We start from the raw sequence: 24,267 nt of genomic DNA on the forward strand, positions 1-24,267 counted from the left end.
AATTGAGCGCGCCCTGGAGGACTCGAACCCCCGACATCAGGTTTTGGAGACCTGCGTTCTACCAACTGAACTAAAGGCGCATACGACTACCTTGGTGGTTTGGACAGCTACCAAGGTTTGTACAGGCTATTCAACCATCCTAATTTTACCGTGATACGGTAGCGCATGAGGTTGTTTGTGCGATGTGCCGAGGCATTGCTCGCAGCCTACAACTCTCTGTCAAACCGCTGTTGAACGCGGGTCGCCTTACCTACACGATCTCGTAGGTAATATAGTTTTGCTCGCCGTACTTTTCCTCGCCGCATCACCTTAATATTAGTGATCCGGGGAGAGTGTACGAGAAAAACTCTCTCTACACCGACACCCTGAAAAATTCGCCGAACAGTGATGGTTTCATTGATCCCACCATGCCGTTTAGCAATCACAGTGCCTTCATAGGGCTGGGTTCGTTCTTTATTGCCTTCGCGGATTTGGACTCCGACTCTGACAGTATCACCAACATAAATGGTTGGTAGTTTTTCCTTAAGATGCTCCGCTTCAATTGAGCGAATGATCTCCTCAGCGTGCATAAAAAATCACAAAAAGCCACAAGCTCCAAGGATACTATATTTTTAATTCAACTGTCTAGATCAAATCAATAATCCAATCATCAGTATGGTGTACCACCCATCGTTTGCTAACGCTACAGTGGCAACTTCGAGGCTACTATTTTTTTCATCTTAGATAAGACGGCTGTTTTACCAAGTGTCAGCCAACAATGCACTACAGGTTTTAGGTTCAGGATCTCCCAGGCTATGTCAATGGAGATGGGCTCAATGCTAAGTTGCGCCGCAGAGGGGGTGGCTGAGTCCGCTGTAGCCAGTTGGCCTGCAAGATATTCGTTGTACTGTCGACGTTGAGGGGACGGCTAAATAAATAGCCTTGGACAATTTCACAATTGAGCGATCGCAACATTTCTAACTGTTCTTCGTTATCAACCCCTTCGGCAACCACTTTTAAATCTAGCCCTTTGCCTAAGGCAATCACAGCATTGATAATCTCGGCATCCTTGGACTCAGGCTTTAAATCCTGAATAAAAGATTGATCGATTTTCAGCGTATTAAAGGGCAACTGCTTAAGGTAATTGAGGGAGGAGTAACCGGTGCCAAAGTCATCCATCGCAATATGGACGCCCAGTTCTTGTAAATTCCATAGGATTGACTTGGCAAATTCAATATTTTTGACCGCAATGGTTTCCGTAATTTCCAACTCTAGCTGTTGGGGATCTAGCCCTGTACTTTCTAGGACCTGCGCCACAATTTCAACCAGATTAGGCTGATAAAACTGACGAGCCGATAGGTTAATCGCAACGGATAACGGCGTGAGGCCCATTTGATGCCAGAGGACGGCTTGCTGGCAGGCCGTTCTCAACACCCATTCTCCTAATTCCACAATCAAGCCCGTTTCTTCGGCAATGGGAATAAATGTGGCCGGTGAGACCAAACCCATTTCTGGATGTTCCCAGCGCACCAGGGCTTCTAAGCCCACAATGTCACCGGTACAAATATTGACTTTGGGTTGATAGTGAAGAATAAACTCTTCTCGATCCAAGGCATGACGCAAACTATTTTCCAACACAAATTGTTCAGTTGCGTTCATCGTCGGATTGTAGAGCTGACAAGTGCCTCGCCCATGCTCTTTACTGCGATACAGAGCGACATCAGCATTTTGCAGTAAAATTTCTGCCTCTTGGCCATCTTCTGGATAGATGGCAATACCAATGCTGGTGGTGACAAATAATTCATGTCTGCGAATGACAAAAGCGGCTTTTAAGGCATCTAAGATCCGATAAGCCGTATTCATCGCATCGTTGACCGAGTCAATTCTAGGCAGAAGCACCGTGAATTCATCTCCACCCCAACGAGCAACGGTATCTCCATCCCTCAGGCAATCTTGTAGCCGGAGTGCTACTTCTTTCAGCAATTCATCACCTATGGAGTGGCCCAACGTATCATTAATGAGCTTAAAGCGATCTAAGTCCATAAACATCACAGCCACGCTGCGGTTATTGCGTTGCGCTTCAGCTAAGGCCAGATCAAGGCGATCGTTAAATAAGACCCGGTTGGGAAGATCGGTCAGCGCATCATGAAAGGCTTGATGTCGAATAATTTCCTCTTTATCTTGGCGTTGCAGTGCGGCACTAATGCTAGCTGACATCGCAAACAGAATGGACTCTTCTTGGAGTGACCAGTGATATTCTCGGGTGCAGTTGTGCAGTTCGATAAAGCCCCAAAAACGATAGTTAACAATGATAGGAACGACCAAAATGGACAAGATATTGTCTTGCGCTAGAACATGTTGCTCAGCTTCAGGTAAATCTTGGACCAAGCTACGGATGGTGACTTCATCGGTGAGGGAGTGATACCATCGCTTGAGGTGAGGGGAATGGTAACTTTGCTCTTGCCGATGCGGGCGATGAATCACGGGTTCTACAGATGCACGCGTCCATTCAAACCGCATGCTCGTCGCACTTTCGCCAGTATTCGGCAGGGAATGATTTTTACAAATACAGATTCGATCAACCCCTGCTGCCTCTCCGAGAATCGCCAATGCTGTATCGATGGCGTCGTAGCCAATATTCTCTAACAGGTGTGTGGTAGCCTGAGCTACACTTTGCAGGAGGCGATCGCGCTTGCGAAGTTCTGCTTCTGCCAGTTTGCGCTCTGTAATATCAAACACACAGCAGCGAATCAGATCACTTTCGGAAATAAAGTGAATAGATTGCTCATACATCTTGTCTGCAACGGTAATTTCCCGGACCAAGATGTGGGTATCAGAGGTTTGAATTAATTGGAGTAAGCCGTTTAAGGTTGGATGCTGCATGCCCAGCAATGGCAGTTCTGGAAAGGCATGTACTGCGGCTGGATTCAGGTAAGTTAGCTCCCCGTCGAGATTAATCTCTAACATGGGGCTGGGCGAAATTTCAGGAAAGGACGCGAGCCGAATCAAGGGGGCTTCGTCCAGTCCTTCCTCTTCTAGTGCTGAAGGTTGTTCAGGGATGACTGTGGCTTGAGAGGCAGGCGGAGAAAAGAGGGCTTGGCGATCGGCGTTACGGCAGTATTCCTCAAATTCTTCATCAGATTGGGGGGCAACGGCAATATATCTGGCTTTAATATGGTTACCCAGCGTCAATAGATCTTGATCTTGAAGACGGCGGGAGCGACATTTAACGCCATTCACCTTAATGCCGTTGGTGCTGCGTTGACCTTGCAAGTCTCCGTCAATCAGCAAAAAACCATAGTCGTTGGGATTAGAGCTGGTTACCCTGAGTAATAAGGCATGCTGACGAGAGACTGCCTTAGAATGCAGAACAATGGAGTTGGTTGGATCGCGTCCTAAGGAGTGCGAAGATGCTTCTAGAGGCACCAACCTTAACCCTTCTTTATCCTCAAAAAGGAGTAAATGTCGGGCCTGTTTTTTCTGATTGATCTCCACAACCAAGTCGTACTCAAGTCTATCGAGAGTTGTCAAAAGGCTTTTAAAAGCAGAGTCTTTTTTATAGGTATCTGCACTGAAATCAACAACCTCACAACCTATAAGCTAGGTTTCCCCCCTTGAGGTAGAACGAATTGGTTCTTATATTTAAGATGCCCAAATCAATCTGTTTAAATTGCATTTTTCTTCAGACATTGGCTAAGTAGTGTCGTTATAACCTGAGCGAATAGTTGTGTTAATGCTGATTCCGACCCATTGGACGCCATCCTAGGATGCCCTCACAAATTTGGTTAATCGGTGGTACGACAGAAAGTGTCGATTTGGCGGCTGCGCTCAGTCGTTGCCAACTTCCCTGCGTGGTGACGGTTCTTTCCCCCTCTGCCCAAGCACTTTACCCTGCTTTAATAGGATTAAAAGTGTGTACGGGAGCTTTCAACTACATTAAGCTGAGAAAATTCTGCCATACTCACCAAATTGGCGTTATTTTAGATGCTTCTCACCCCTATGCTATAGAAATTTCGCAATTAGCGATGCAAGCCTCTCGTCAACTTCAGCTCCCTTATCTCAGGTTTGAGCGGTCTTCGGCGATAATTTCTGCTGCTGGGCGGAATCCTTGGATCGTTGAGGTGGACACCCTCTCACAATTGTTGCAAGGTTCATATTTGCAACAACAGCGGGTTCTGTTAACCGTTGGCAGCAAATGGTTGCCGCACTTCCAGGAGTATCACGCTAGCAGTACATTATTTGTCAGAGTTCTACCACGGTCCTCGGCGTTGCAGGCAGCAGTTGAGGCGGGATTTAGGTGCGATCGCATCATCGCATTGCGCCCTCCCATTTCCTTTGACCTAGAAAAAGCCCTGTGGCAACACTGGCAAATCTCTGTTGTCGTCACCAAAGCCTCCGGTTCACCTGGCGGCGAAGAGATTAAGCGGCGTGTGGCTCAAGCCTTGGGGGTAACCTTGATTATCATTAAGCGTCCCGCATTGGCCTACCCTCAACAAACAAGCGATTTAGACACTGCGATACAGTTTTGTCGGACTGCCCTGAACGCTCAAGAGGGGATGCCAAGTCGCGACGGTCAATGGCCATGATCTGAAATAATATGCAGCTATGACTCCCCCTTCTACCGTTAAAGTCGACCTGCTTCTCCAAGGCGGACACCACCAAACTGTCTATCTGCAGTCTACGGATCCACTATTGCAGCGCTTATTTCAAGCGGTTCTACCCCCCTCTCAGCCTGCACAGCCGCCAGAATTGTTTCAAATCCCCTTACAGGCGGGCCATGCAGGGCTCTGTTTTTCGAGCCAGCATCTCGTGGGCTTAGTGACGGAGCCGCCCATGTATATTCAGTCAGCCTTGGATCCAGCACCTGCACCAGGGGTGATCCCATCGCCCTATGTGCAGATGGACGATTTTTTGACAACAGCTGAACATCACACCTTATTACAAACCGCCATTCAGCACGAATCTTCGTTTGTGCCCACCCAAACCACAACGGATACGCCCGATTATCGCCAGTCTAAGATTCTGCCCCATTTAGATAGATTGGCAGATCGGGTTTTGGAGCGTATTGAACAGGTTTTACCCGAGGTGCTGAAACAACTAGATCTCCCGGTTTTTCGGGCCTCTGAGATCGAAACCCAGCTCACCTCTCATAATGATGGCAACTTTTATAAGTTGCACAACGATAACGGCAGTCCAGATACGGCCACACGGGAACTGACCTACGTCTATTACTTTTATCAGCACCCTAAACCCTTTTCAGGTGGGGAACTACAGGTTTACGACAGCAAAATTGAAAATAACTTTTATGTGGCGGCAGATTCCTACCAAACCGTTGATCCCCGCAATAACAGCATCGTCTTTTTCCTCAGCCGCTATATGCATGAGGTCTTGCCCGTAAGCTGTCCTTCTAGAACGTTTGCCGATAGCCGCTTTACGATCAATGGCTGGATCCGCCGTTAACGAAGCAGAGATTATAGCCTCGCCAACGTCACCTGTTCTTCCTGGTCTTGATATTTACCTTGCCGGGTTTCGTAGCTGACGGTACAGGGCTCGCCTTCAAAAAAGAGCAGTTGGACAATCCCTTCATTGGCATAAATCCGACAGTCGGCGCTGGATGAATTCGAAAACTCCAGAGTTAAATGGCCTCGCCAGCCAGCTTCAGCGGGGGTCAAATTGGCGATTAGACCAATACGGGCATAGGTGCTTTTGCCAATACAGATCACCGTGACATTCTCTGGCACCGCTAAGCGTTCTAGAGCGACTCCCAGACCATAGGAGTGGGCAGGCAAGATAAAATAGCTGCCATTCTTATCCGTATGCAGGGCTGCGGGCTCTAAATTTGCGGGGTTGAAGTGCTTGGGATCAACGATGGTGCCAGGGATGTGGCGAAAGACGCGAAATTCGTTGGCACTTAACCGTAAGTCATAGCCATAGGACGATAAACCATAGCTAATCACGCGCTGAGAGACCCCTGGATTGCCTTCCACTTCCCGTACGAGCTGGGGCTCAAAAGGGCTAATCATGCCTTGATTAGCCATCCTGGTGATCCAGGCATCATTTTTGATCACAGAAACCTCTTCAGGACTAAGGGCAAACGTTGCGTCGCATCTCAGTAATTTGGTCGGCGACATCCATCAGGGATGAGGGCATATTCGGCCCCGTCAAAATCATATCAATATGCCGAGGACGCTGCTCAATCAACCCTAGGACTTCTGATTCGGGAATGAGATTCAGGTGAAGTGCCAAACTCAGTTCATCCAAAATCACAAGGGAGTAATCCCCATCTGCGATCGCAGTTTTTGTATGCTGCCACAGATCTTCCATGGCCTGCATTTCATCGGTCTCTAACTCTGGCGTATCAATACAGCGCGGTAAATTACAGCGATACCAGTCCAAGTTTTGGCAGAGGTGCATGGGGTGGTGGTGGCCCATATTGATGCCCCCTTTCAGAAATTGGACGACGAGTACTCGCGTCCCTTGCCCAGCTTCCCGTAACGCTTGCGCCATCACTGAGGTAAAAAAGCTGCGATGCGGTGCAGTAAAAATTTTGACCAAGCCTTCGATAATATGGCGTGAGGGAGAATCAACGGCTTTGGGAGGCGTATCTAGCTGGGCGACCATAGTTGAGGATGCTAACAACAGATGTAGCGTTTACCTGTAACTTTCCCCCATAGTCAACACCATATCTATCGGATTCGTCAACATTTTTATGGGAAGTATTAAGTTTTGAAAGAATCTTTTCTTAAAGCCTGGATGTCTGGTGGTTGATCTAGAGTATGCTGGTTGGGATTTAAATTGGCTCACCCACCATACTTAGGTCAGTGGTAGATGCCAGCCCCTGTGTAGTTGAGAATAAGCATACATGACTTGGCAACGTCCTGATGGCCGTCAACCGGATCAGCTTCGACCGATTCGGTTTCAACGAGAGTATACCCGCTTTGCTGCTGGATCGGTACTGGCGGAATGTGGACAGACGAAAGTGCTGTGCACGGTTTCTGTGCAGTCCGGTGTCCCCCGGTTTTTAGAAGACACGGGCCAAGGGTGGTTAACGGCAGAATATCGCATGCTCCCTGGCGCGACCCCAGAACGGCAGCGTCGAGAACTGATGAAATTATCGGGACGAACCCAAGAAATTCAGCGATTAATTGGTCGGAGTTTGCGGGCAGCCCTCGATTTGCAAGCACTAGGAGAGCGAACCTTAGTGGTGGATGCCGATGTCTTACAAGCCGATGCGGGGACGCGCACGACATCCATTACGGGTGGATTTGTGGCCCTAGTGGATGCTGTGAATCAGCTGGTGAGCAAGGGAGAAATCCCCCAATCCCCCATTCGTCATCATGTCGCTGCCGTATCGGTTGGGTTGCTAGAAGGTCAGCCCTTTCTAGACCTCAACTACCCGGAAGATGTCGGTGCAGCGGTGGATTTAAATGTTGTGGCAACGGAACAGTTAGAGCTGCTAGAAGTGCAAGGGACGGCTGAAGAAGGCACCCTACCTCGCCCCCAGCTCAATCAAATGCTGGACCTGGCAGAAGTTGGCATTCAACAGTTAATCGAGGCCCAGCGTCAGGCGTTAGCCTCGTAAGCGACTAAGCCTTAACTCGGGTGAGATGGTCGACAATGCGGTCTAGCCCGACGGAGTGGGAGGCTTTACAGAGAAGACGATCGCCCGGCTGAATATGCTGATCGAGATAGTCCATCAGGGCTTGATGTTCCGCAAACTGCTCCGTGGGGACCGTAGTTGTTCCCTCTGCTAAGGCAGTCCCTTCCGGTCCTTGATCGAGGATCAAAAGCTGATCCATGTTCAGCTCCTGGACTAAACGGCCCACTTGGCGATGGAGTTCGGGAGCATAATCGCCCAATTCTTTCATCGGCCCCAATACTGCAATTCGCCGTTGGCCTGGTGTTTGGGCGAGTAAATGGAGAGCCGCCTGCATGGATTCCAGGCCCGCATTATAGGTTTCATCTAGAACCACCACATCATTGGGCAGAGTGAGTTTACGAGCGCGACCGGAGGGCAATTCCAGGGAAATACCTTGCTGTAGATGCGCTAGATCCAAATTGAGATGTTGTGCGATCGCAAGGGCCGCTAAATAATTCAAGGCATTATGAGCCCCCGGCAGGGGTAATGGAAAGGAATGACCCGCTACCTGTAGTGTTTGATCCTCGGCCTGTCCTTGTAAATCGCCAGAGTCGAGGCCGTAGGTGACTTGCGCCCCTGACCAAACGGTTTTAGCGGTTTTAATCAGCAAGGGATTGTCTGCATTGAGAATCGCAAGGCTATCTGAGGGCATCTGGGCCAATAGCTCACATTTGGCCTGGGCAATCGCTTCTCTAGACCCTAGACGACCAATATGAGCGGTACCGACATTGGTGATCACGCCAATGGTGGGTTGGGCAATTTGCGAGAGTTCCGCGATTTCCCCAGGGCCTCGCATTCCCATTTCCACCACAGCATAGTCATGATCAGCGGTTAACCCTAACAAGGTTTTGGGAACGCCAATTTCATTGTTGTAGTTGGCTTCGGTTTTAAGCACGGATCCGGCCGTGCCGAGGACAGCAGCAATTAGCTCTTTGGTGGTGGTTTTACCCACAGACCCGGTAATGGCAATAATCGGGATTTGAAACTGCTGTCGCCACCACTGCCCTAAGCGTTGGTAGGCGACTCGGGTATCTGGAACCACTAACTGGGGAATGGCTGCGTCGATGGGGTGGTCAACGATAGCTGCGATCGCACCCTGCTGCACGGCCTGTTCTGCAAACCGATGACCATCAAAGTTGTCCCCAGACAGGGCAAGAAAAAGCTCGTTAGGTTTAAGGCTGCGGGTGTCCGTATTGACGCCTTGAACCTGCTGAGATGTCAAAGCCTGAGAGATATTGTGGGGCTCTGCGGATAGAACTTCGATCAGTTGGGCAAGGGGGGCCTGCAAGGTCATGGGATAAGGATGCGTTCTAAAGACTGCTAGTCATTATCTCCTAAACCCTGCGGACCGTCTTGTGACCCTAGTTGGAAGAATCTCGCAGTCCCGTCCAGCCGATACTGGCAAAACCAACGGCTAATAGGGTACTTCTAATCGCGACTCGCAGGCGGGTGATATTCCGTTCGCCTTCTGTCTGACTCACGACTTCAGCTTTTCTCTGTTCGGCTTTTGCCAGCTGTTCTGCGCCTTGTGTTTGCTGTTGTTGTAGCTGCTTGGTGCGAGCATCCACCGTTTGTTTTAACGCTTGCGGATTCTCCTTGAGCTGCGTTAGCAGTGTTTTTTGTTGAGGCGGCAGCTGGGGACTTTGCAACAATTGGTCTAATTGGGTGGGATCCTTACCAATTTGTTGCCATTGTTGTTCTTCGAGCTTGATCTGGTTAAGCTGTTGGTCCATCACGGTTTTGGTTTGGGTCCACTCTCGTTCCACAATGTCTAATCTCAGCTTGCTGACATTACCCGTTTTCGAAAAATGGAAGGGAATAATGAGTAAAAACATTAATCCCAACAGACTGGCGAACACAAAGGTCCAAAACTTAGAGTCTTGCCAAGCAGACAATTTCTTGGGGCTGGCTTGTGACTCCACGCTGGCGGTACGAGAGTAGCGGTAAAACCAAAAGCCAGCGTAGATTAACGCTAGACCAATCAGAGGAATCACGCCTCTTTCACTCAGTTCATGGAGAAGATTGACTTGGGAAGACTCAATTTCTAAGCGCTCAACCAGTTGTAGCAACTCGGCATTGGCAGCTTCCGGTTGTTGCAGCTTTGCTCGAAAGAGCTGGGGAGACATCAGGCGGACCACAAAATCAAGGAAGAAGGTCAATACCAGAACAAGGCCCACCCCGGTTAGAACACGTGAAGAGGGAGGTAAGTTAGGACGGTTCTCAGAGACAGTCATGAGTAACTTAAGTAAAGGGTGAACAACAATGCCAGAGAATGTAGCTTCGATAGATCTCAGCCAGCCAGGGCGAGGTTTAAGGCGCGATTCCCTGCTAAATCCTGACTGTGCTTCTGGGAATTTTAGTCTGTTCTATAATTCTCATTCTCTGGTCTTTTGTCAAACGATGACGGTTGATCACAGGCCTGAGTTGCTGAAGATGTTCAGGAAGAGGCATCGTCTTGGCCATCTTCCCTGTCCGCAACCTCCTGACGACAGACACAGGATGGGGACTCACTCCCTTCAATGCAACGCTTCAACAGTACAAAGCTTCGACAGTGGATTGTGGTCGACAGATTAGCCTATGAGTGGGGACGTTGAGGATTATATTAGGGAGGATGGCCCCTACCTGCAAGCGCACTCTTTAAGACAGTGACCACTCAAAACCGTTTGTCCTTCGATTCCAATCACACTTCATCTCAGCCGTCAGACCTTCCATCGTCTGAGACAGAGGCCACCCCTTCTTTGGCTGCACCTGAGCAATTTCAATGGACACAGCAGTGGTATCCCGTGGCAGTGGTTGAATTCCTAGATCTGAAAAGCCCCCATGCCATGCAGTTATTGGGCAAGGAACTAGTGATTTGGCATGATCAGCAGGGAGAATGGCATTGTTTTGAAGATCGCTGTCCCCACCGCCTTGCCCCCCTATCAGAAGGACGGATCGAAGTGGATGGCACTTTGATGTGTGCGTATCATGCTTGGCGTTTTGATGCGAAGGGTCACTGCTTGGATATTCCCCAAAGCCTTGATCTGGACACAGCCAAACGGCATCGGGCCAATCCGCGATCCTGTGCGATCGCATATCCGACTCAAGTTCAGCAGGGTTTAATTTGGGTCTGGCCTGATGCCAGCGAGGCGTCGCAGTCCTTGAGCCAAGAGCGTTCTCCTCGGATTGTTCCTGAGCTAGAAGAGTTGTCCGATCGCGTGATTAAACTCCATTGGTATGTCCGTGATTTTCCCTATGGTTGGGACTTTTTTATGGAAAACGTTGCTGACCCAGCCCATGTTCCCGTTTCTCATCACGGCATTATGGGCAATCGCTATCGGGATGCCAACTATTACACCATGAACACAATTCGCAAAGTGTCAGCGCAAGAAGGGTTTGCCTTTGAGATCCAACCTGTATCCGGCACTCTCAAACAAGCGATTCATGACTTTCAACCGCCATGCCTTATGCGGGCTGAATCAACTTATAAAAGTGGAGGAAAGATGATTCTGGCGCTTTATGCTAGCCCGACTCGTCCAGGCTGGTGTCGCCACATTGGTTGTCAAGTCTTAGTCAAAGATAAGGACGGTAAAACTCCGCCTGGATTAGGCTTTTTTGCTTGGCCAATGCCTGTGTGGTTAGGACATGTTTTAGCGCCGCTATTCCTTCATCAAGACTTGGTGTTTCTGCACTACCAAGAGCAGCGAATGGGTGACCTAACACAAGGGAATTGGTTGGAGACCGTTTATACGCCTAATCCGCAAGACAAAATGGTCATTACCTTACGACAGTGGATCAAGACCCGAGCTGGCGGGGGGATTCCCTGGCAATGTGACCCCCAACTGCCGCCCCCTCAACGCGATAAAGAACAGTTATTTGATGTATGGCAGAACCACACCAAAGATTGCCAAGTGTGCCGGACCGCCTTAAACCGGATTCAGATAACCAAGGGGGTGGCATGGATTAGTGCAGTGGTTTGCTTTGGGTTAGCGGTGATGCTAGATGCGCGATCGCAGGCCCTATACGCCATGACTCACCCAGATGCCTCTTTAGGTTTAATGGCTCCCCCACTAGAGTTTTGGGAGTTAGTGCTCTGTAGTGTGGCCTTCGCCACAGGGGGCTATTTACTGCAACGATTTAGCCGTATGTTTTATGTCTATGAGTTTGATCATGCTCATAATGATTGATCGTGACCACACTCAACAACCATAGGCGGAGAATATAGCGGAGCTTTGGCCGTGGCCCCGAAACTGTTTACAATCAGTATGCTATCTAACCTGCTATTCAAGACTTTGCAATTGCTTGAGAGTCCTGAAATCTATCTTTAATTATGACTGCGGTACAACCCCATAAAAAAGCCAAAGCCCTCAAATCCACGAGTCGTCGACCGGCTAAAGAACTCTGTAGTGAATGTGGACTGTGCGATACCTACTATATCCACTACGTCAAAGAAGCCTGTGCCTTCCTCAATCAGCAGGTGGCGGAGCTAGAAGAGAAGGCCCATGGCCGTAGCCGCGACTTGGATAATGAGGATGATTGGTACTTTGGGGTCAGTACCCAAATGATGACGGCTCGCAAGGTCGATCCAATTCCCGGTGCCCAATGGACGGGGATTGTTAGCACCATCGGCATGGAACTGCTGAAGCAGGGCAAAGTCGAAGGGGTAGTCTGTATCCAAAATACCGATGAAGATCGGTTTCAACCCAAGCCGGTTATTGCCCGCACCCCGGAAGAGGTCCTCGCTGCACGGGTCAACAAGCCGACGCTATCTCCTAATCTCTCAGTCTTAGAACAGATTGAACAGTCGGGCATGAAGCGTCTTTGTGTGATTGGGGTGGGATGTCAAACCCAAGCCCTACGGTCGGTTCAGGATAGCTTAGGGCTAGAAAAGCTCTATGTTCTAGGGACGCCCTGTGTGGACAATGTGAATCGGGCGGGGTTGCAGACTTTTTTAGAAACCACGAGCCGTTCCCCCGATACGGTGGTCCACTACGAATTTATGCAAGACTTCCGCATCCACTTTAAGCATGAAGATGGCTCGATTGAGACGGTGCCCTTTTTCGGCCTGAAGACCAATAAGCTCAAGGATATTTTTGCTCCCTCCTGCATGAGCTGTTTCGATTACACTAACTCCCTAGCGGATCTGGTGGTGGGCTATATGGGTTCCCCCTTTGGCTGGCAATGGCTGGTGGTTCGCAACGAGACGGGGCAAGAGATGCTAGATCTGGTGATGGATCAACTCGAAACCCAGCCGGTTATTGCCGAAGGCGATCGCCATGCGGCAGTGCAAAACAGCATCCCTGCCTACGATAAAGGGGTTACCCTACCCATGTGGGCCGCTAAGCTAATGGGCGTGGTGATCGACAAGATTGGTCCCCGAGGTTTAGAATATGCGCGATTCTCAATTGATTCACACTTTACCCGTAACTACCTGTATGTGAAGCGGAACTATCCTGATAAAGTAGATGCCCACGTACCTGAGTATGCGAAGCGCATTGTTAGTCAATACGACTTACCGGACTAAACCTGCATGACCCGACCGTCTGATTCTCTATCCCGGGCTCCCAATTTCAAGAACTTGGGGGGTTCGTTTCGCATTGTGGGCTGGATTAGCTTTTGGATCAAGGCGGTGTTAGGGATTATTTCGGGGGTGACGGTCCTGTTTGCCTCTTTGAGTCGAGCAGGGAATCCCAATCAGGCCAGTAACACCATTAGTGGCTTAGGTTTGCTCTTTACCGTCGGGGGTATCTTGCTCTTGGGGGTAAGTGTGTTTTGGAGTTTTCGCTATACCCGGTGGGGACGTCAGTTTTTAGCCCCTGCGGGGGATGTACCGTCCAAAACCAGCACGATCCGATTGATAAAAATGGTGCTACTCACGGATCTGGTCGGCATTTTAGTGACTGTGATCGGGGGTGAATGGTTTGTAGGGGCCATCATTGGTAAGGCTATTTCTCAAGGCGTAGCTGTGTTTAGTCTCAATCCGAATCAGCTGGTTGAACCCATTGATCTCTTCGTCATTCAAGCCTGTATTAATACCATTGCTGGCCAGTTAGCAGGGCTTGTGGCATCACTCTGGCTCCTCCAGCGCACTACTCAACAACGTCCAGCGGGATAAATTTATGGTTGCAACAGAATCTGACTTACCTGCATTAACATCAGAGACATTCTGGGCGATTTTGGACGAGAAGATACCGGATGAGACCGTTAATCAAATGCTCTGGCATCACTTGGGATACCGCTTTGACGAAGCGTCCCAGACATGGGATGTTTCGCAAGTGGCTGATGTGTGGACAGAAGCCTATCCAGAGCCGCCGGATTTTATTGGCAGTCGTCCAGCCACAATTAAACTAACCCGCTCCATTCCCAAAGAAAATAAACAGTTGCTCAAAGAAGAGTTAGGCTTTGGCGGCTATACCGTGGATCAACTGAATCCTCGTCGCACCCGACGAGCAACAGCAGTCAATTGGTTCTTAAATTATCTGAAACAGTCTCAAGGATAGGTATTCCTCGGTTGTCACTGTAGTCAGGCGAAGTGCTAACCTGCTGTTTTCAACGACGGGCGGCGATTTTTTTGAGTTCGAATTTGCTGGCGAACATCAGAATAGGCATAAGCTCTGCCATCTCCTTGTTTCTGCATATGCTTAATCACAAATTCTTGGTTATCGAGATATGCACCTACCCCAAACTGTTCTGCCGCATTTTTGAAAGCATCGGCAATGGCTCGTTCTATGGGTGTGCCGTAGGTCTGCTTCTCAGGATAAGCTTTATCGTTACCGACCCCCTCGCGGGTTAAGCCATCGATGGTGAGCTGACAACGCACCACCACATATTCTCCAACAATCACAGGATCGCTATAGGACACAGACCAGTCTGGACAAACTTCATTTAAACGTTTCCGAATCCGCTGCCAGGGAATAAAGAACCACTTGCCACCCCCTGGAAGCATTCGATCTTGGTGCTCTGAAGCCGGAAAGGGCGCTTTGAGTTGATTGAGGCGTTCAGTGTTCATCAGTCTGCCTGTAAGTACATATGTACTATTATATACCTCGATAGATAGAGAGACAATACACAAATTACTGAAACCATTTATCAGTCTTTGGTCGATCATTCCTTAAGGTTTATTGCAGAATTTACCGAAACCCTTATTCCTGTGTGAATCTGAAGATTAGTAAATTTAAGTCAAAAAAGCTTAAGTAGCCTGACAAATGGAAAAACATCAAAAACAAACCGTGGTGGTTACCGGAGCGTCTTCGGGGGTCGGTTTATATGCGGCCAAAGCCTTGGCTTTAACGGGTAAATGGCACGTCATTATGGCTTGTCGCAATTTTCTCAAGGCAGAAACGGCTGCCCAATCGGTGGGTATGCCCCGCGATAGTTACTCAGTCATCCATCTTGATCTGGCTTGCTTTGAAAGCATTCACCGATTTGTCAAAACCTTTCGGGAAATGGGCCGCTCTCTAGATGCCCTGGTCTGTAACGCCGCCATCTACATGCCTCTGCTGAAGAAGCCACTCTACACAGCAGAAGGATATGAGTTAAACGTAGGCACCAATCATTTAGGTCATTTCCTCCTGTGCAATCTATTGCTGGAAGACTTAATGCGCTCCTCCTTTGATCAGCGCCGTCTGATTATTCTGGGGACAGTGACTGCTAATCCGAAGGAGCTGGGGGGTAAGATTCCCATTCCGGCCCCCCCTGACTTAGGAGATATGAGAGGGCTGGAAGCAGGCTTCAAAACACCGATTTCCATGATTAATGGTAAGAAATTTAAGCCGGGTAAAGCGTACAAAGACAGCAAGCTTTGCAATATGCTGACGATGCGCGAACTCCATCGTCGCTACTATGACTCTACGGGGATTACCTTCAGTGCCCTTTATCCTGGATGTGTGGCGACCACCGGTCTATTCCGCAACCATTTTGCCCTGTTTAGATTCCTATTTCCGAAGTTTCAACGCTTTATTACAGGTGGATTTGTCACTGAGGAACTGGCTGGAACGCGGGTTGCTCAGGTCGTGTCGGATCCACTCTTTGGCAAATCGGGTGTGTATTGGAGTTGGGGCAATCGCCAGAAGGATGGACGCCCCTCCTTTGAACAAGAGATGTCTAATGAGTCCCTAGACGATGCCAAAGCCCAACGACTTTGGGAATTAAGTGCAGATCTCGTGGGTCTGTCTAGTCAGGATACGTCTATGCCCCAAATGAGCGTATCGCCGTAAGGTTCTACACTCGTTTTCCCACCTATTGGCGCAAAGGGTCCAGTGCGATCGCACTGGACCCTTCTGCTATTTCGTCAGATCTTGATCCGTCTAACCAGTAGGGGATATGTTCAAGCTGGATTGAGCTGATCAAACTTGCAATATGGAGCAGCAAGCGGCATGTCACCGTCTAAATACATCTTTACCGAAACCCAATATGCCCAAGAACTCGAACGGCTCCAAGCGATTGAGCAAGTCTTCGACCCAACTAGTCATCAACGACTTCAGTCAACGGGTATAAAGGCGCACTGGAGATGTTTAGAAGTGGGGGCAGGTGCGGGGTCGATCACCCAATGGATGGCCGGCAAGGTCGAAGAGAGCGGCAAAGTGGTTGCGGTTGATCTTGATACACGATTTGTGGCCCACCTGGAATCTAGTCAGGTGGACGTCTTGCAAGGGGATATCCAGCACCTCCCCCTGGAAGACCAATCCTTTGATTTAGTGCATGCCCGGTATGTTCTGATCCATATTCCTGATTTTGAGACCGTGCTATCGAGGGTGTTGGATTTAGTGAAACCCGGTGGCTGGATTGTCTTGGAAGAACCCGACTTTGCCGCAGCTCGGGCAATTGCAGGTGAAAATGCTGCTTGTCAGGCTGTCAATAACGTCAACCAGGCTATTTTGCAGATGTTTACGGCAAGAGGGATGGATTATGGTCTGGGTGCTAAATTGCCTGCCCTACTACAGCCCTATGATTTACAGACCTTCTCGGTAGAGGTGGATACTCATTTATCTAATGGGGGGTCGGGCCTCGCCACCATGATGAAAATGTCTACGATGCAACTGGCGGAGAAATATATTGAAACTGGCGCTGCCACCCAGGCCGATATCGATAATTATGGCCGATTTGCGGAGGATAAACAGGCTTGGGCCATTTATTATGCGACGGTGGGCGTTATCGCTCATAAAAAAGCAGCTTAGCCCCAGAGATATGGCGAATCTAGGGCCTATAGCGTTATGGATCTCTTATTCTTTCCTTTTCTTCGGGTTAATCCCCGTAAACTCCAACGTCTGCTGGCAGGCAAAACGGTCCTGATTACCGGAGCCAGCTATGGCATCGGAGAATGTTTGGCCTTACGCCTAGCCTTACCGACCACTCGGCTAATTCTGGTGGCGCGGACTGAAGAGAAACTATTGGCTGTTCAAGCTCAGGTTGAGGCCCGTGGTGGACAGGCTACTATTTTTCCCTGCGATCTGAGACAGCCGACAGAAGTGGAAGCGTTGCTAGAGCAGCTTCCCCATCGCATTGATATTTTGGTGAGCAATGCAGGGAAGTCGATTCGGCGATCGCTGTTTGATTCATTGGATCGGTTTTATGACTTTACCCGGACCATGAACATCAACTACTTTGGTCCCGTCCAGTTGATGTTGGCCTTGACCCCCACCCTGGTGGCTCAGCAGGGTCATATGATTAATATCTCGGCCATCAATGTGTTGCTCTTGCCTGCCCCCCAATGGGCGGCCTACCAGGCTTCAAAAACAGCCTTTGACCAATGGTTTCGCTGTGCAGCCCCTGAACTCAATGCCCAAGGGGTAAAGACCACTTCGATTTATTTACCTTTGGTCCGCACGCGGATGATTGCGCTGACGAAAGCCTATCAGAATATGCCAGCGCTAAGTCCAGATCAGGTGGCTAAACTGATTTGCAAAGCAATGGTTGCCCGCCCTCGGACCATTGCCCCTTGGTGGTTGATGATGGGGGAGTTGGCATCTATCCTGCTGCGATGGCCGGGAGAAGTGATTTGGAGTGGGGTGATGAGGTGGAGACGATAAAGCCATGATCTTTACCCTGCTGAGAAAACTGCATCGGACGCGTCTGCTAACCTTTATCGGCCTGTATCGCTTGCTGGAAGCGATTTGGACGACGGGGGTTAACTTGATGGCTTTGTTGCGAATTGCGGCCAAGCTGCATCCAGAGCGGATTGCTGTGATTGATGATCAGGAAGAATTAACCTACGCCAGGCTATGGAAACAGGCAGAGGCGGTTGCGGTCGGATTGCAGAGAGACTGTGGAATTCAGCCACGACAGAGGATTGCGATCGCAGCCCGTAACCATGCCGCAGCCATCAAAGCCATTTTTGCTGTCTCTCGGTTAGGGGCAGATGTGTTTCTGGTCAATCCCGAAATGAGTGCGGATCAGATTCGGGCCATGGAGCATCAGCTTCAGTTTGACTACTGCATTTATGATCCAGAACTTACTCCGGTCGTTGATAACCTTTCTCTAAGCCATAAAGCCATTCCCACCTATCGCCCCTCTGGCACTTCTGTGGATCGGATGTCTGTGACGCCTCCATCCACAACTCCTCTGCGTAAGGTGAAGACCGGGAAAGTGGTGGTGATGACGGGGGGAACGACGGGGCAGCCGAAACCGGCCAGCCGTAAACCTTCCCTATTTGATTTCCTCCCTCCCTTTATTGCCCTACTCTCGCAGGTTCATTTGGATCGGTATCGCACGGTATATATCGCCACCCCGATTTATCACGGCTTTGGGCTAGCGGCCCTGTTAATTGGGGTGACCCTGGGGGCACAACAGTATTTCACCCGCCGATTTGATGCCGGTCGGGCCTGTGACCTGATTGCCCAAGACAACATTGAGGTGATTACCCTGGTGCCGTTGATGTTGCAGCGGATGCTCACCCATAATGCCCCGGCTTTGTCTTCCCTCCAGCGCATTCTCACGGGCGGGGCGGCCCTGCGACCGGCGTTGGCTCAAGCGACCTTAGAGCAGCTTGGGCCAGTGTTGTTTAATCTCTACGGCACCTCTGAAGCGGGGTTGTGTATCTTGGCGGATCCTGATCTATTGCAGCGGCAGCCAGACTCTATTGGCAAGCCGATTATCGGGGTTCAGGTCCAGATCCAGTCGGATGGACCCTCGGAAAAAGGGCAGCTTTGTATCCGCAGTGCCTGGGCTGCGGGAGCTAAGGGGTGGATAGAAACGGGAGATTTGGCCTATCGAGATGGGGAAGGGAATCTCTTTTTGGGTGGCCGGGTGGATGACATGATTGTTTCGGGGGGAGAGAATGTCTATCCCCTGGAACTGGAAAATGTGCTGCTCCAACATCCAGGAATCGAAGCGGCAGTGGTTCTGGGGATTCCTGATCCAGAGTTTGGCCAGCGACTGAAAGCGATTATTATTCCTAAGCCTGCTGAGAACTTAGAGCAAGCCACGGTATTGGCATGGCTAAAGCCACGGGTAGCTCGCTATCAAATGCCTGCTGTGATTGAGTTTCGACAAGCGCTTCCCTATACGTCCTTGGGTAAGTTAAACCGCAAAGCCTTCTGATGAGTTTATCCATCAGCAATATTGTTCATTGCTTTGATGCAAACGGGAAGACTTTAGCGAGAGCCCGTTGGCTTTGGGGGCGTGTTGGTGTTTGATACGAGCGATCGCAAAAAAGCGACCGCCACGTTTGCCAGGCTGAACAATTATGCCAAGCCGAATAGCTTTACCCACTACCAAACTCCCAAGGGTTAATCATTTTCACCCCAGTCCGTTCAAAGTCACTGATATGTCGAGTCACCAGCGTCAAACCATGCACCAGTGCCGTAGCTGCAATCAGTGCATCATAAGCAGGCATTGGATTCGGGACATGAATCCTCGCGCAACGCAGCGCGACTTGGGAATGAATGGGCAAAATACGCTCTGCATAGTTATTGAGCACATGATGATCAAACCACTGTCGGAGTAGTGCCCCCTGCTCAGCATCACGCCGTTCTGCCAGCAACACTCCCCGTTCAATCTCAAAGATCGAGATGACTGAAATATAGGATTGCTCCCCCGGCGTCTTCCTGGCCCACAGCTCCACCTGGGGATGAGCATTCTTAGAACCCACCTTCCGCAGTTCCGATACCACATTCGTATCGAGCAAAAACATTAAGCCAGATCCACTGGTCTTAGCGTCGTATCCTTATCCCGAAACGCCTCAAACTCAATCTCAGCAGCATCAGGCATCGCCAGCAAATCGGCTACAGAGTCAGCAGATTGAACCAGCCTGTAATACTGCTCTACCGTTAACAACACATGGGCCAGTGTCCCCCGATCCGTGATAAAGACAGGTCCATCCTCCGCTGCCCGTTTAGCCTTGCTCACATCTTGATTAAATTCACGACTAGAAAAGGTATTCATGATTTACCCAATGTAGAGATGTACCTACATTATATGCATTGCTGACTTATCCCTCTTCTATCACCCCCGCTCTTCTGTGGTATTAGCTCACTGCCCGGTATCTTCGATGGGTTGTTTTTGCCCGGTTGCGGGAGGTCGTCCGTCGTGGGAGGAGCGTTCACAAACGGACGAATTAGGCTAAATGGCCCTCAAAATACCCCCATGCTCAACGAGCATGAGGGCAAACTTCGCGATAGTTGTTGACCTAGAGCCGATGACTAGTCAACAGTACCTGCTTGTTGACTGAAAGCATTGGTGAAGATTTCTTGGTTAGCAGCATTAATGGTGCCAAAGGCAGCTGAACCCCCAGGGCCAGAGGCAGCAGCACCAGTAGAGCTGAGCAACTCAGTATCAGAATAGAAGGAGGTTGCGTTGATGTTGAGAGTAGTGATGGCTCCACCCGCCACTAGCTCTTGCTGTTGATCAGTTAATTCTGTAAATAATTCAGACATGGCTTAACCTCAAAGGATGAATCAGAAATTTTCTTTTTTCTTTCTGTAAACAGTAGACCATTGGATTTCGAGTCATTCAGTGATGTTGGAGTGCTGCCAGAGTGATTCAGGACACATCTGATGGGGTATGCATCATCTGAACCTGCTCAATGTCATTTATCCAAATGACTCAAATTGCCACAATGTACGCTTAACGGTGATTCATTTCCTCTGCCAACAGCAAATTCTCAGTTTTCTCAGGCAACTCTAGTGGATACCTCAGGAAGTTCCTGTCTTTGGCACAGATAAGCATCATTCACCTCTCAGGCTGCCCCCGTAGATTAGAGACATTGAGTTGGAGAACAATGTAATGAAAAGCACTAAAGCCTTTGCCCCCCAAACACTCGCTGGTTTCGCAGCACTCGCTATCGGCTTCAGTTCCACTGCTGCAATTGCGGCACCAAGCCACCGCCAAATCGTGACTCAAGGCCCTAATGGTGCCAGCAAACTGGTCAAGGTGGCAATGGCGTCTCAGCCACAAGCTGCTCGCCAACTGTCTCCCTTCAACTTGGCGTACATGGCCTATCAAGGCTGGTTCACCAATGAAGGCATACCTTCAGCCAACCAACTCCTTCGAAACTATCGAACCGGACGCATCTCTGCGCTTGAGGTTGCCCAGGCTGCAGTCAAAACTAACCGCTTGTCTGCTGATACCCTCCAGGATGAGAGCTATTTAGCTAGGTTAGGGACCCAACTGAATGCGCTTAGCCAGGACTAGGTAGAAATAGGGATGTGACGGTCTGAATGAGTTCTGAAACTGGGGGCAATGACAGTGGCTGTCCGTAGGACTGACCTGTGGTTATGTCATCGCCCCCAGTTTTAATCGCTCTGCGAAACCAGTTGCTGCGCTGTGGTATTGAAGTGAGGGTCAATAGCGAAAGCTCTTTCAGAATAGGTTTTGGCTTGAGCCTGATTGCCTAGAGCGGCTTCTACTAAACTGGATCGATAGAACAGACTGGCATCTTGAATCCCGAGTGCGATCGCTTAGAGGGGGTTTGAAAAGTGTCAGGCAAAGCGGTTGAGCATGAGCTTGATGCTGGCAATGTAGATGAAAGACTCAGAAGTTTGAGTCAGTCTTTCATACTCCTTGCTCAACCTTCGATTCCACATCATCCACCCGAAAGTCCGTTCCACCACCCAATGTTTAGGTAAGAGCATGAACTCTTTCGCTTTATCCAAGCGTTTGATCACCTCCCACACCTAGCTAGCAAAAGGAATCCATCACCCATTTCATAAAGTCTGCTCCGCGATACCCACCATCAACCCAAATTCTGACCAATCGAGGAAACTGATTTCTCTTGTGATTCAGGCGTTGCAACACTATCCTGGCTCCATCATATTCAGTCACATTAGCTGCTGTGACCACAACAAGTATGAGTAACCCCAGAGTATCGACGAGCTGATGACGCTTTCGTCCTTTGATGTTTTTGGCCCCATCATAGCCAATCTCATCGGCCAGCAATCCTCCTGTTTTAATCGATTGACTATCTAGGCTAGCTGCACTAGGAGAGGGGAAACGAGCTTCGCTCACGCGAATCCACACTCGAAGCTGGTCGTTGATCATGCTCCAAGTTTCATCTTGGTTCCAACATCGAAAACTAGGAGTACACTGTTTGCCAAGCGGGGAACTCGTGGGGCAGCAAGCGCCAAGCACACCCTGCAGTGAGGATATAGAACAAAGCGTTAATCACCTCTCGGATATCAACGCTTTGAGGGCGTCCACCCGGTTTAGGTGCTGGAATAAGCGGTTCTAGAAGTTCCCATTGCATCGGTGGGGGATGATTTTCGCATTGCTATTGAGTCTTTGTTGGCATCTTTACAACAGCAGATGAATGGCTCAATAGCTTTTGTCAAATCTTTTCAAACACCCTCTACGCTAACAGAACAATCGGATAACCGAAAGTGTTAGCCATTTTAAATTATTAAGTGCGATCTCAGATCGAGTTACCCCATCAATAGAACGCGATCTAAGACATGGATAATGCCATTGTCGGCTTCGATATCCGCCGCCACCACCGTGGCATTTTTTACTTCAAAGGTGTCTGATTTTTGAATAGGAATGGGCGATCCTTCCACCGAAGTCACCGAGTCCAGAGATTGCAAGTCTGCTTGCGTTAACTTTCCAGGCACGACATGAAAGGTGAGAATACGGCTAAGCTGGGGGATATTTTGCAGGAGCGTTTGAATCGTACCCGCTGGTAGTTGGGCAAAGGCTGCATCTGTGGGTGCAAACACGGTAAACGGTCCAGGGCTTTTGAGGGTTTCAACTAGATCCGCGGCTTGCACGGCTGCCACCAAGGTAGAAAAGTCTTCAGATCCAACAGCAATGTCAACAATATCGGCCATTTAAGCTTGACTCCATTAATTGCAGTTTCGGTAGAAAGGGAGAGTGAGGTAATCTCTCAAACCATCGACCCGCAGTGACTTTTGAGAGACGAATAACGCAAGATTAGCGATAATCCTGGCTTTGTATATCCCGTAACCGGGCTTCAGGGCGGGTGAGCCGATCCATCTGCGCTTCGAAGAACTCTCGGTTAGCCTGCAAATGCTGGGGATTGGGGTCATCGAGGGGATAAAGCAGAGCCTCACGTAAGGCTTGAATTACCGCCGACGTCACACAATACATGGAGCGTTGAAAGGTGACGCCCAGTTGGATTAAGGTGTCATCTCCTCCCCGGCAGTACTGCTGGTAATACTCCACTAAGTAGGGCGGCAGAAAATGCAGCATATCTTGCATCAGCAGTGTTGGCGGAATCCCGGCTGAGCCGACGGGAAAGACATCGGCGTAGAGAATGCCGTAGTGAAAATCTCCCTGATTTTCAGGCACCTGTCCAGCTTGGGCATTGTAAGACTTGGTACCTCGAAAGGGAGAAGTACGGTAAAAGACAGCCTCCACGTAGGGTAACGCCGCTTCGTAGAGCCACATAAACCCTTTAGACTGGGGGACAATTTCGTAGCACTCGCCCCGAATATAGGCATGGTGGTAAATGGGGCGACCGGCAATGGCAAAAATACCATTCACCAGAAAATCCATGGCTTCTGGGACTGTCGTGATCTTGCCTTCATCGTAGAGGTCAGACATCTCGAAGAAAACCGGTGCCATTACTTCCCAAAACAGACCTAGGTTGGAATAGTAAGAGAGTTGCCGGACTTGCTCGGTAAACATGTCAGGAAACAGTTTATACAGCCCCAGCATCACGGGATTGCCCTTAAAGTAGGCTTTAATCGCCCGGTCGGCATTGGCCACATACTCCTCTGTATCCAGATAGGGATCGAACTTGCCGCCCATATTGCGATGCCAAAACATCGATCGCATACAGGCTTCAGCAAATTCCATATTGATGCGGTCATGCCACAGGTGATGGAAGAGCTTAGGCAGATTGCGCTTCACCTCGCCTTGCTTGATAAACTCCAGTAGTTCTGGGTGGGCGGTGGCTTCCCCTCGCCAAATCCGTAAGTCGGCCCCTTCCCCTGCATAGTGATTGGGCAAATCAAGATAGTCTTGGGGGAGAAAATATTTAAACAGGGGCAAGGGATTTAAAAAGACCCGCTCCGCAATATACAGCAAGTTCCGCCAGTAAAAGTCCATAGGGACGGCATAGGCCTTATAGATGCCAATAATCTGCTTTAGGTTCTCAGGAGTGTCTGGCAGCATAGCCCCACCCGCTTCCAATCGATGAATAATCTCAGCAAATTCATGTTGGGAGGGGGGAAGTTGGGTGGAGGGGGACGTTACAGCATTCATGGGTGGGACGGGTT

General features: G+C 49.6%; 24 protein-coding genes, 1 tRNA gene and 1 pseudogene. 12 read left to right on the forward strand and 14 right to left on the reverse strand.

What is annotated here, in order from left to right:
* Window positions 1-7: 7 nt before the first annotated feature.
* From Q0986_RS03920 to Q0986_RS03930, 3 genes are all read right to left on the reverse strand, one after another.
* Window positions 8-80, reverse strand: a tRNA-Trp gene (locus Q0986_RS03920).
* Window positions 81-206: 126 nt separating this feature from the next.
* Window positions 207-569: a 50S ribosomal protein L19 gene (gene rplS, locus Q0986_RS03925; protein WP_299404241.1), complete on the reverse strand. Its 363-nt coding sequence runs from the start codon at window positions 567-569 to the stop codon at window positions 207-209.
* 223 nt (window positions 570-792) lie between these two features.
* The gene (locus Q0986_RS03930) at window positions 793-3,510 is read right to left on the reverse strand and encodes an EAL domain-containing protein (RefSeq protein WP_299404246.1); all 2,718 of its coding nucleotides are present in this window, start codon (window positions 3,508-3,510) and stop codon (window positions 793-795) included.
* Between the two features lie 236 nt (window positions 3,511-3,746).
* On the opposite strand from Q0986_RS03930, the gene Q0986_RS03935 reads away from it, so the two are divergent.
* Together Q0986_RS03935 and Q0986_RS03940 are read left to right on the forward strand one after the other, a co-directional pair.
* Window positions 3,747-4,565: a cobalt-precorrin-6A reductase gene (locus tag Q0986_RS03935; protein WP_299404249.1), complete on the forward strand. Its 819-nt coding sequence runs from the start codon at window positions 3,747-3,749 to the stop codon at window positions 4,563-4,565.
* A 19-nt stretch (window positions 4,566-4,584) separates the two neighbouring features.
* Complete coding sequence (locus Q0986_RS03940) at window positions 4,585-5,439, forward strand: 2OG-Fe(II) oxygenase (RefSeq protein WP_299404253.1); 855 nt, start codon at window positions 4,585-4,587, stop codon at window positions 5,437-5,439.
* A gap of 11 nt (window positions 5,440-5,450) precedes the next feature.
* Here Q0986_RS03940 and dcd read toward each other — a convergent pair whose 3' ends face one another.
* On the reverse strand, window positions 5,451-6,047 hold the full coding sequence (gene dcd / locus Q0986_RS03945; RefSeq protein WP_299404354.1) for a dCTP deaminase: 597 nt from the start codon (window positions 6,045-6,047) through the stop codon (window positions 5,451-5,453).
* 16 nt (window positions 6,048-6,063) lie between these two features.
* On the reverse strand, window positions 6,064-6,600 hold the full coding sequence (locus tag Q0986_RS03950; RefSeq protein ID WP_299404257.1) for a P-loop NTPase family protein: 537 nt from the start codon (window positions 6,598-6,600) through the stop codon (window positions 6,064-6,066).
* Between the two features lie 241 nt (window positions 6,601-6,841).
* On the opposite strand from Q0986_RS03950, the gene rph reads away from it, so the two are divergent.
* On the forward strand, window positions 6,842-7,561 hold the full coding sequence (gene rph / locus Q0986_RS03955; RefSeq protein ID WP_299404261.1) for a ribonuclease PH: 720 nt from the start codon (window positions 6,842-6,844) through the stop codon (window positions 7,559-7,561).
* A 4-nt stretch (window positions 7,562-7,565) separates the two neighbouring features.
* Here rph and murF read toward each other — a convergent pair whose 3' ends face one another.
* Both murF and Q0986_RS03965 read right to left on the reverse strand, forming a co-directional pair.
* Window positions 7,566-8,912 carry a UDP-N-acetylmuramoyl-tripeptide--D-alanyl-D-alanine ligase gene (murF, locus tag Q0986_RS03960; protein ID WP_299404265.1) on the reverse strand — a complete coding sequence of 449 codons (1,347 nt, stop codon included), beginning with the start codon at window positions 8,910-8,912 and terminating at the stop codon, window positions 7,566-7,568.
* 67 nt (window positions 8,913-8,979) lie between these two features.
* Window positions 8,980-9,852 (reverse strand): HpsJ family protein, encoded by an 873-nt coding sequence (locus Q0986_RS03965; RefSeq protein ID WP_299404269.1) that lies wholly within the window; start codon window positions 9,850-9,852, stop codon window positions 8,980-8,982.
* Window positions 9,853-10,263: 411 nt separating this feature from the next.
* Here Q0986_RS03965 and Q0986_RS03970 point away from each other — a divergent pair, with 411 nt between their 5' ends.
* From Q0986_RS03970 to Q0986_RS03985, 4 genes are all read left to right on the forward strand, one after another.
* Entirely contained in the window at window positions 10,264-11,784 is a 1,521-nt protein-coding gene (locus tag Q0986_RS03970) for a Rieske 2Fe-2S domain-containing protein (protein ID WP_299404273.1), read from the forward strand.
* A gap of 143 nt (window positions 11,785-11,927) precedes the next feature.
* Window positions 11,928-13,121 carry a Coenzyme F420 hydrogenase/dehydrogenase, beta subunit C-terminal domain gene (locus Q0986_RS03975; protein WP_299404278.1) on the forward strand — a complete coding sequence of 398 codons (1,194 nt, stop codon included), beginning with the start codon at window positions 11,928-11,930 and terminating at the stop codon, window positions 13,119-13,121.
* A gap of 6 nt (window positions 13,122-13,127) precedes the next feature.
* Window positions 13,128-13,712, forward strand: coding sequence for a DUF3611 family protein (locus Q0986_RS03980; RefSeq protein ID WP_299404282.1), 585 nt, complete (start codon window positions 13,128-13,130; stop codon window positions 13,710-13,712).
* A gap of 4 nt (window positions 13,713-13,716) precedes the next feature.
* The gene (locus Q0986_RS03985) at window positions 13,717-14,097 is read left to right on the forward strand and encodes a DUF1823 family protein (protein WP_299404284.1); all 381 of its coding nucleotides are present in this window, start codon (window positions 13,717-13,719) and stop codon (window positions 14,095-14,097) included.
* 35 nt (window positions 14,098-14,132) lie between these two features.
* Here Q0986_RS03985 and Q0986_RS03990 read toward each other — a convergent pair whose 3' ends face one another.
* A complete protein-coding gene (locus tag Q0986_RS03990; protein ID WP_299404289.1) occupies window positions 14,133-14,606 on the reverse strand; it encodes a Rad52/Rad22 family DNA repair protein in 474 nt (157 codons plus the stop codon).
* 196 nt (window positions 14,607-14,802) lie between these two features.
* On the opposite strand from Q0986_RS03990, the gene Q0986_RS03995 reads away from it, so the two are divergent.
* The 4 genes from Q0986_RS03995 (at window position 14,803) to Q0986_RS04010 (ending at window position 19,135) form a co-directional block, all read left to right on the forward strand.
* A complete protein-coding gene (locus Q0986_RS03995; protein ID WP_299404292.1) occupies window positions 14,803-15,813 on the forward strand; it encodes a protochlorophyllide reductase in 1,011 nt (336 codons plus the stop codon).
* Between the two features lie 159 nt (window positions 15,814-15,972).
* Complete coding sequence (locus Q0986_RS04000; protein WP_299404295.1) at window positions 15,973-16,773, forward strand: class I SAM-dependent methyltransferase; 801 nt, start codon at window positions 15,973-15,975, stop codon at window positions 16,771-16,773.
* A gap of 36 nt (window positions 16,774-16,809) precedes the next feature.
* On the forward strand, window positions 16,810-17,625 hold the full coding sequence (locus tag Q0986_RS04005) for an SDR family NAD(P)-dependent oxidoreductase (protein ID WP_299404300.1): 816 nt from the start codon (window positions 16,810-16,812) through the stop codon (window positions 17,623-17,625).
* 4 nt (window positions 17,626-17,629) lie between these two features.
* A complete protein-coding gene (locus Q0986_RS04010) occupies window positions 17,630-19,135 on the forward strand; it encodes an AMP-binding protein (protein ID WP_299404304.1) in 1,506 nt (501 codons plus the stop codon).
* A 163-nt stretch (window positions 19,136-19,298) separates the two neighbouring features.
* Here Q0986_RS04010 and Q0986_RS04015 read toward each other — a convergent pair whose 3' ends face one another.
* The 3 genes from Q0986_RS04015 to Q0986_RS04025 form a co-directional block, all read right to left on the reverse strand.
* The gene (locus tag Q0986_RS04015) at window positions 19,299-19,727 is read right to left on the reverse strand and encodes a type II toxin-antitoxin system VapC family toxin (protein ID WP_299404308.1); all 429 of its coding nucleotides are present in this window, start codon (window positions 19,725-19,727) and stop codon (window positions 19,299-19,301) included.
* Entirely contained in the window at window positions 19,727-19,978 is a 252-nt protein-coding gene (locus Q0986_RS04020; protein ID WP_299404312.1) for a type II toxin-antitoxin system Phd/YefM family antitoxin, read from the reverse strand. Before Q0986_RS04020 ends, Q0986_RS04015 begins: the two co-directional genes overlap by 1 nt.
* Before the next feature lie 257 nt (window positions 19,979-20,235).
* A complete protein-coding gene (locus tag Q0986_RS04025) occupies window positions 20,236-20,469 on the reverse strand; it encodes a CTB family bacteriocin (RefSeq protein WP_299404317.1) in 234 nt (77 codons plus the stop codon).
* Window positions 20,470-20,818: 349 nt separating this feature from the next.
* On the opposite strand from Q0986_RS04025, the gene Q0986_RS04030 reads away from it, so the two are divergent.
* The gene (locus tag Q0986_RS04030) at window positions 20,819-21,226 is read left to right on the forward strand and encodes a hypothetical protein (protein WP_299404321.1); all 408 of its coding nucleotides are present in this window, start codon (window positions 20,819-20,821) and stop codon (window positions 21,224-21,226) included.
* A gap of 287 nt (window positions 21,227-21,513) precedes the next feature.
* On the opposite strand, the pseudogene Q0986_RS04035 reads toward Q0986_RS04030, so the two are convergent.
* From Q0986_RS04035 to Q0986_RS04045, 3 genes and pseudogenes are all read right to left on the reverse strand, one after another.
* Window positions 21,514-22,277, reverse strand: a pseudogene (locus Q0986_RS04035) (IS5 family transposase).
* A 175-nt stretch (window positions 22,278-22,452) separates the two neighbouring features.
* Window positions 22,453-22,854, reverse strand: a complete 402-nt coding sequence (locus Q0986_RS04040; protein WP_299404326.1) for a fasciclin domain-containing protein — start codon at window positions 22,852-22,854, stop codon at window positions 22,453-22,455.
* A 103-nt stretch (window positions 22,855-22,957) separates the two neighbouring features.
* Window positions 22,958-24,253 carry a CO2 hydration protein gene (locus tag Q0986_RS04045; RefSeq protein ID WP_299404329.1) on the reverse strand — a complete coding sequence of 432 codons (1,296 nt, stop codon included), beginning with the start codon at window positions 24,251-24,253 and terminating at the stop codon, window positions 22,958-22,960.
* Between the last annotated feature and the right edge of the window lie 14 nt (window positions 24,254-24,267).

Source organism: Acaryochloris sp. IP29b_bin.148, from assembly GCF_028285565.1.
GTDB lineage: Bacteria > Cyanobacteriota > Cyanobacteriia > Thermosynechococcales > Thermosynechococcaceae > Acaryochloris.

Coding starts and splice junctions, on each gene's coding strand:
- Q0986_RS03985 (WP_299404284.1), top strand. CDS start 13,717: ATGGTTGCAACAGAATCTGACTTACCTGCATTAACATCAGAGACATTC.
- Q0986_RS04030 (WP_299404321.1), top strand. CDS start 20,819: ATGAAAAGCACTAAAGCCTTTGCCCCCCAAACACTCGCTGGTTTCGCA.
- Q0986_RS04000 (WP_299404295.1), top strand. CDS start 15,973: ATGTCACCGTCTAAATACATCTTTACCGAAACCCAATATGCCCAAGAA.
- Q0986_RS03950 (WP_299404257.1), bottom strand. CDS start 6,600: ATGGTCGCCCAGCTAGATACGCCTCCCAAAGCCGTTGATTCTCCCTCA.
- Q0986_RS03980 (WP_299404282.1), top strand. CDS start 13,128: ATGACCCGACCGTCTGATTCTCTATCCCGGGCTCCCAATTTCAAGAAC.
- Q0986_RS04045 (WP_299404329.1), bottom strand. CDS start 24,253: ATGAATGCTGTAACGTCCCCCTCCACCCAACTTCCCCCCTCCCAACAT.
- Q0986_RS04025 (WP_299404317.1), bottom strand. CDS start 20,469: ATGTCTGAATTATTTACAGAATTAACTGATCAACAGCAAGAGCTAGTG.
- Q0986_RS04010 (WP_299404304.1), top strand. CDS start 17,630: ATGATCTTTACCCTGCTGAGAAAACTGCATCGGACGCGTCTGCTAACC.
- Q0986_RS03935 (WP_299404249.1), top strand. CDS start 3,747: ATGCCCTCACAAATTTGGTTAATCGGTGGTACGACAGAAAGTGTCGAT.
- Q0986_RS03940 (WP_299404253.1), top strand. CDS start 4,585: ATGACTCCCCCTTCTACCGTTAAAGTCGACCTGCTTCTCCAAGGCGGA.
- rplS (WP_299404241.1), bottom strand. CDS start 569: ATGCACGCTGAGGAGATCATTCGCTCAATTGAAGCGGAGCATCTTAAG.
- Q0986_RS04005 (WP_299404300.1), top strand. CDS start 16,810: ATGGATCTCTTATTCTTTCCTTTTCTTCGGGTTAATCCCCGTAAACTC.
- Q0986_RS04020 (WP_299404312.1), bottom strand. CDS start 19,978: ATGAATACCTTTTCTAGTCGTGAATTTAATCAAGATGTGAGCAAGGCT.
- Q0986_RS03965 (WP_299404269.1), bottom strand. CDS start 9,852: ATGACTGTCTCTGAGAACCGTCCTAACTTACCTCCCTCTTCACGTGTT.
- Q0986_RS03975 (WP_299404278.1), top strand. CDS start 11,928: ATGACTGCGGTACAACCCCATAAAAAAGCCAAAGCCCTCAAATCCACG.
- Q0986_RS04015 (WP_299404308.1), bottom strand. CDS start 19,727: ATGTTTTTGCTCGATACGAATGTGGTATCGGAACTGCGGAAGGTGGGT.
- Q0986_RS03995 (WP_299404292.1), top strand. CDS start 14,803: ATGGAAAAACATCAAAAACAAACCGTGGTGGTTACCGGAGCGTCTTCG.
- rph (WP_299404261.1), top strand. CDS start 6,842: ATGACTTGGCAACGTCCTGATGGCCGTCAACCGGATCAGCTTCGACCG.
- Q0986_RS04040 (WP_299404326.1), bottom strand. CDS start 22,854: ATGGCCGATATTGTTGACATTGCTGTTGGATCTGAAGACTTTTCTACC.
- Q0986_RS03990 (WP_299404289.1), bottom strand. CDS start 14,606: ATGAACACTGAACGCCTCAATCAACTCAAAGCGCCCTTTCCGGCTTCA.
- murF (WP_299404265.1), bottom strand. CDS start 8,912: ATGACCTTGCAGGCCCCCCTTGCCCAACTGATCGAAGTTCTATCCGCA.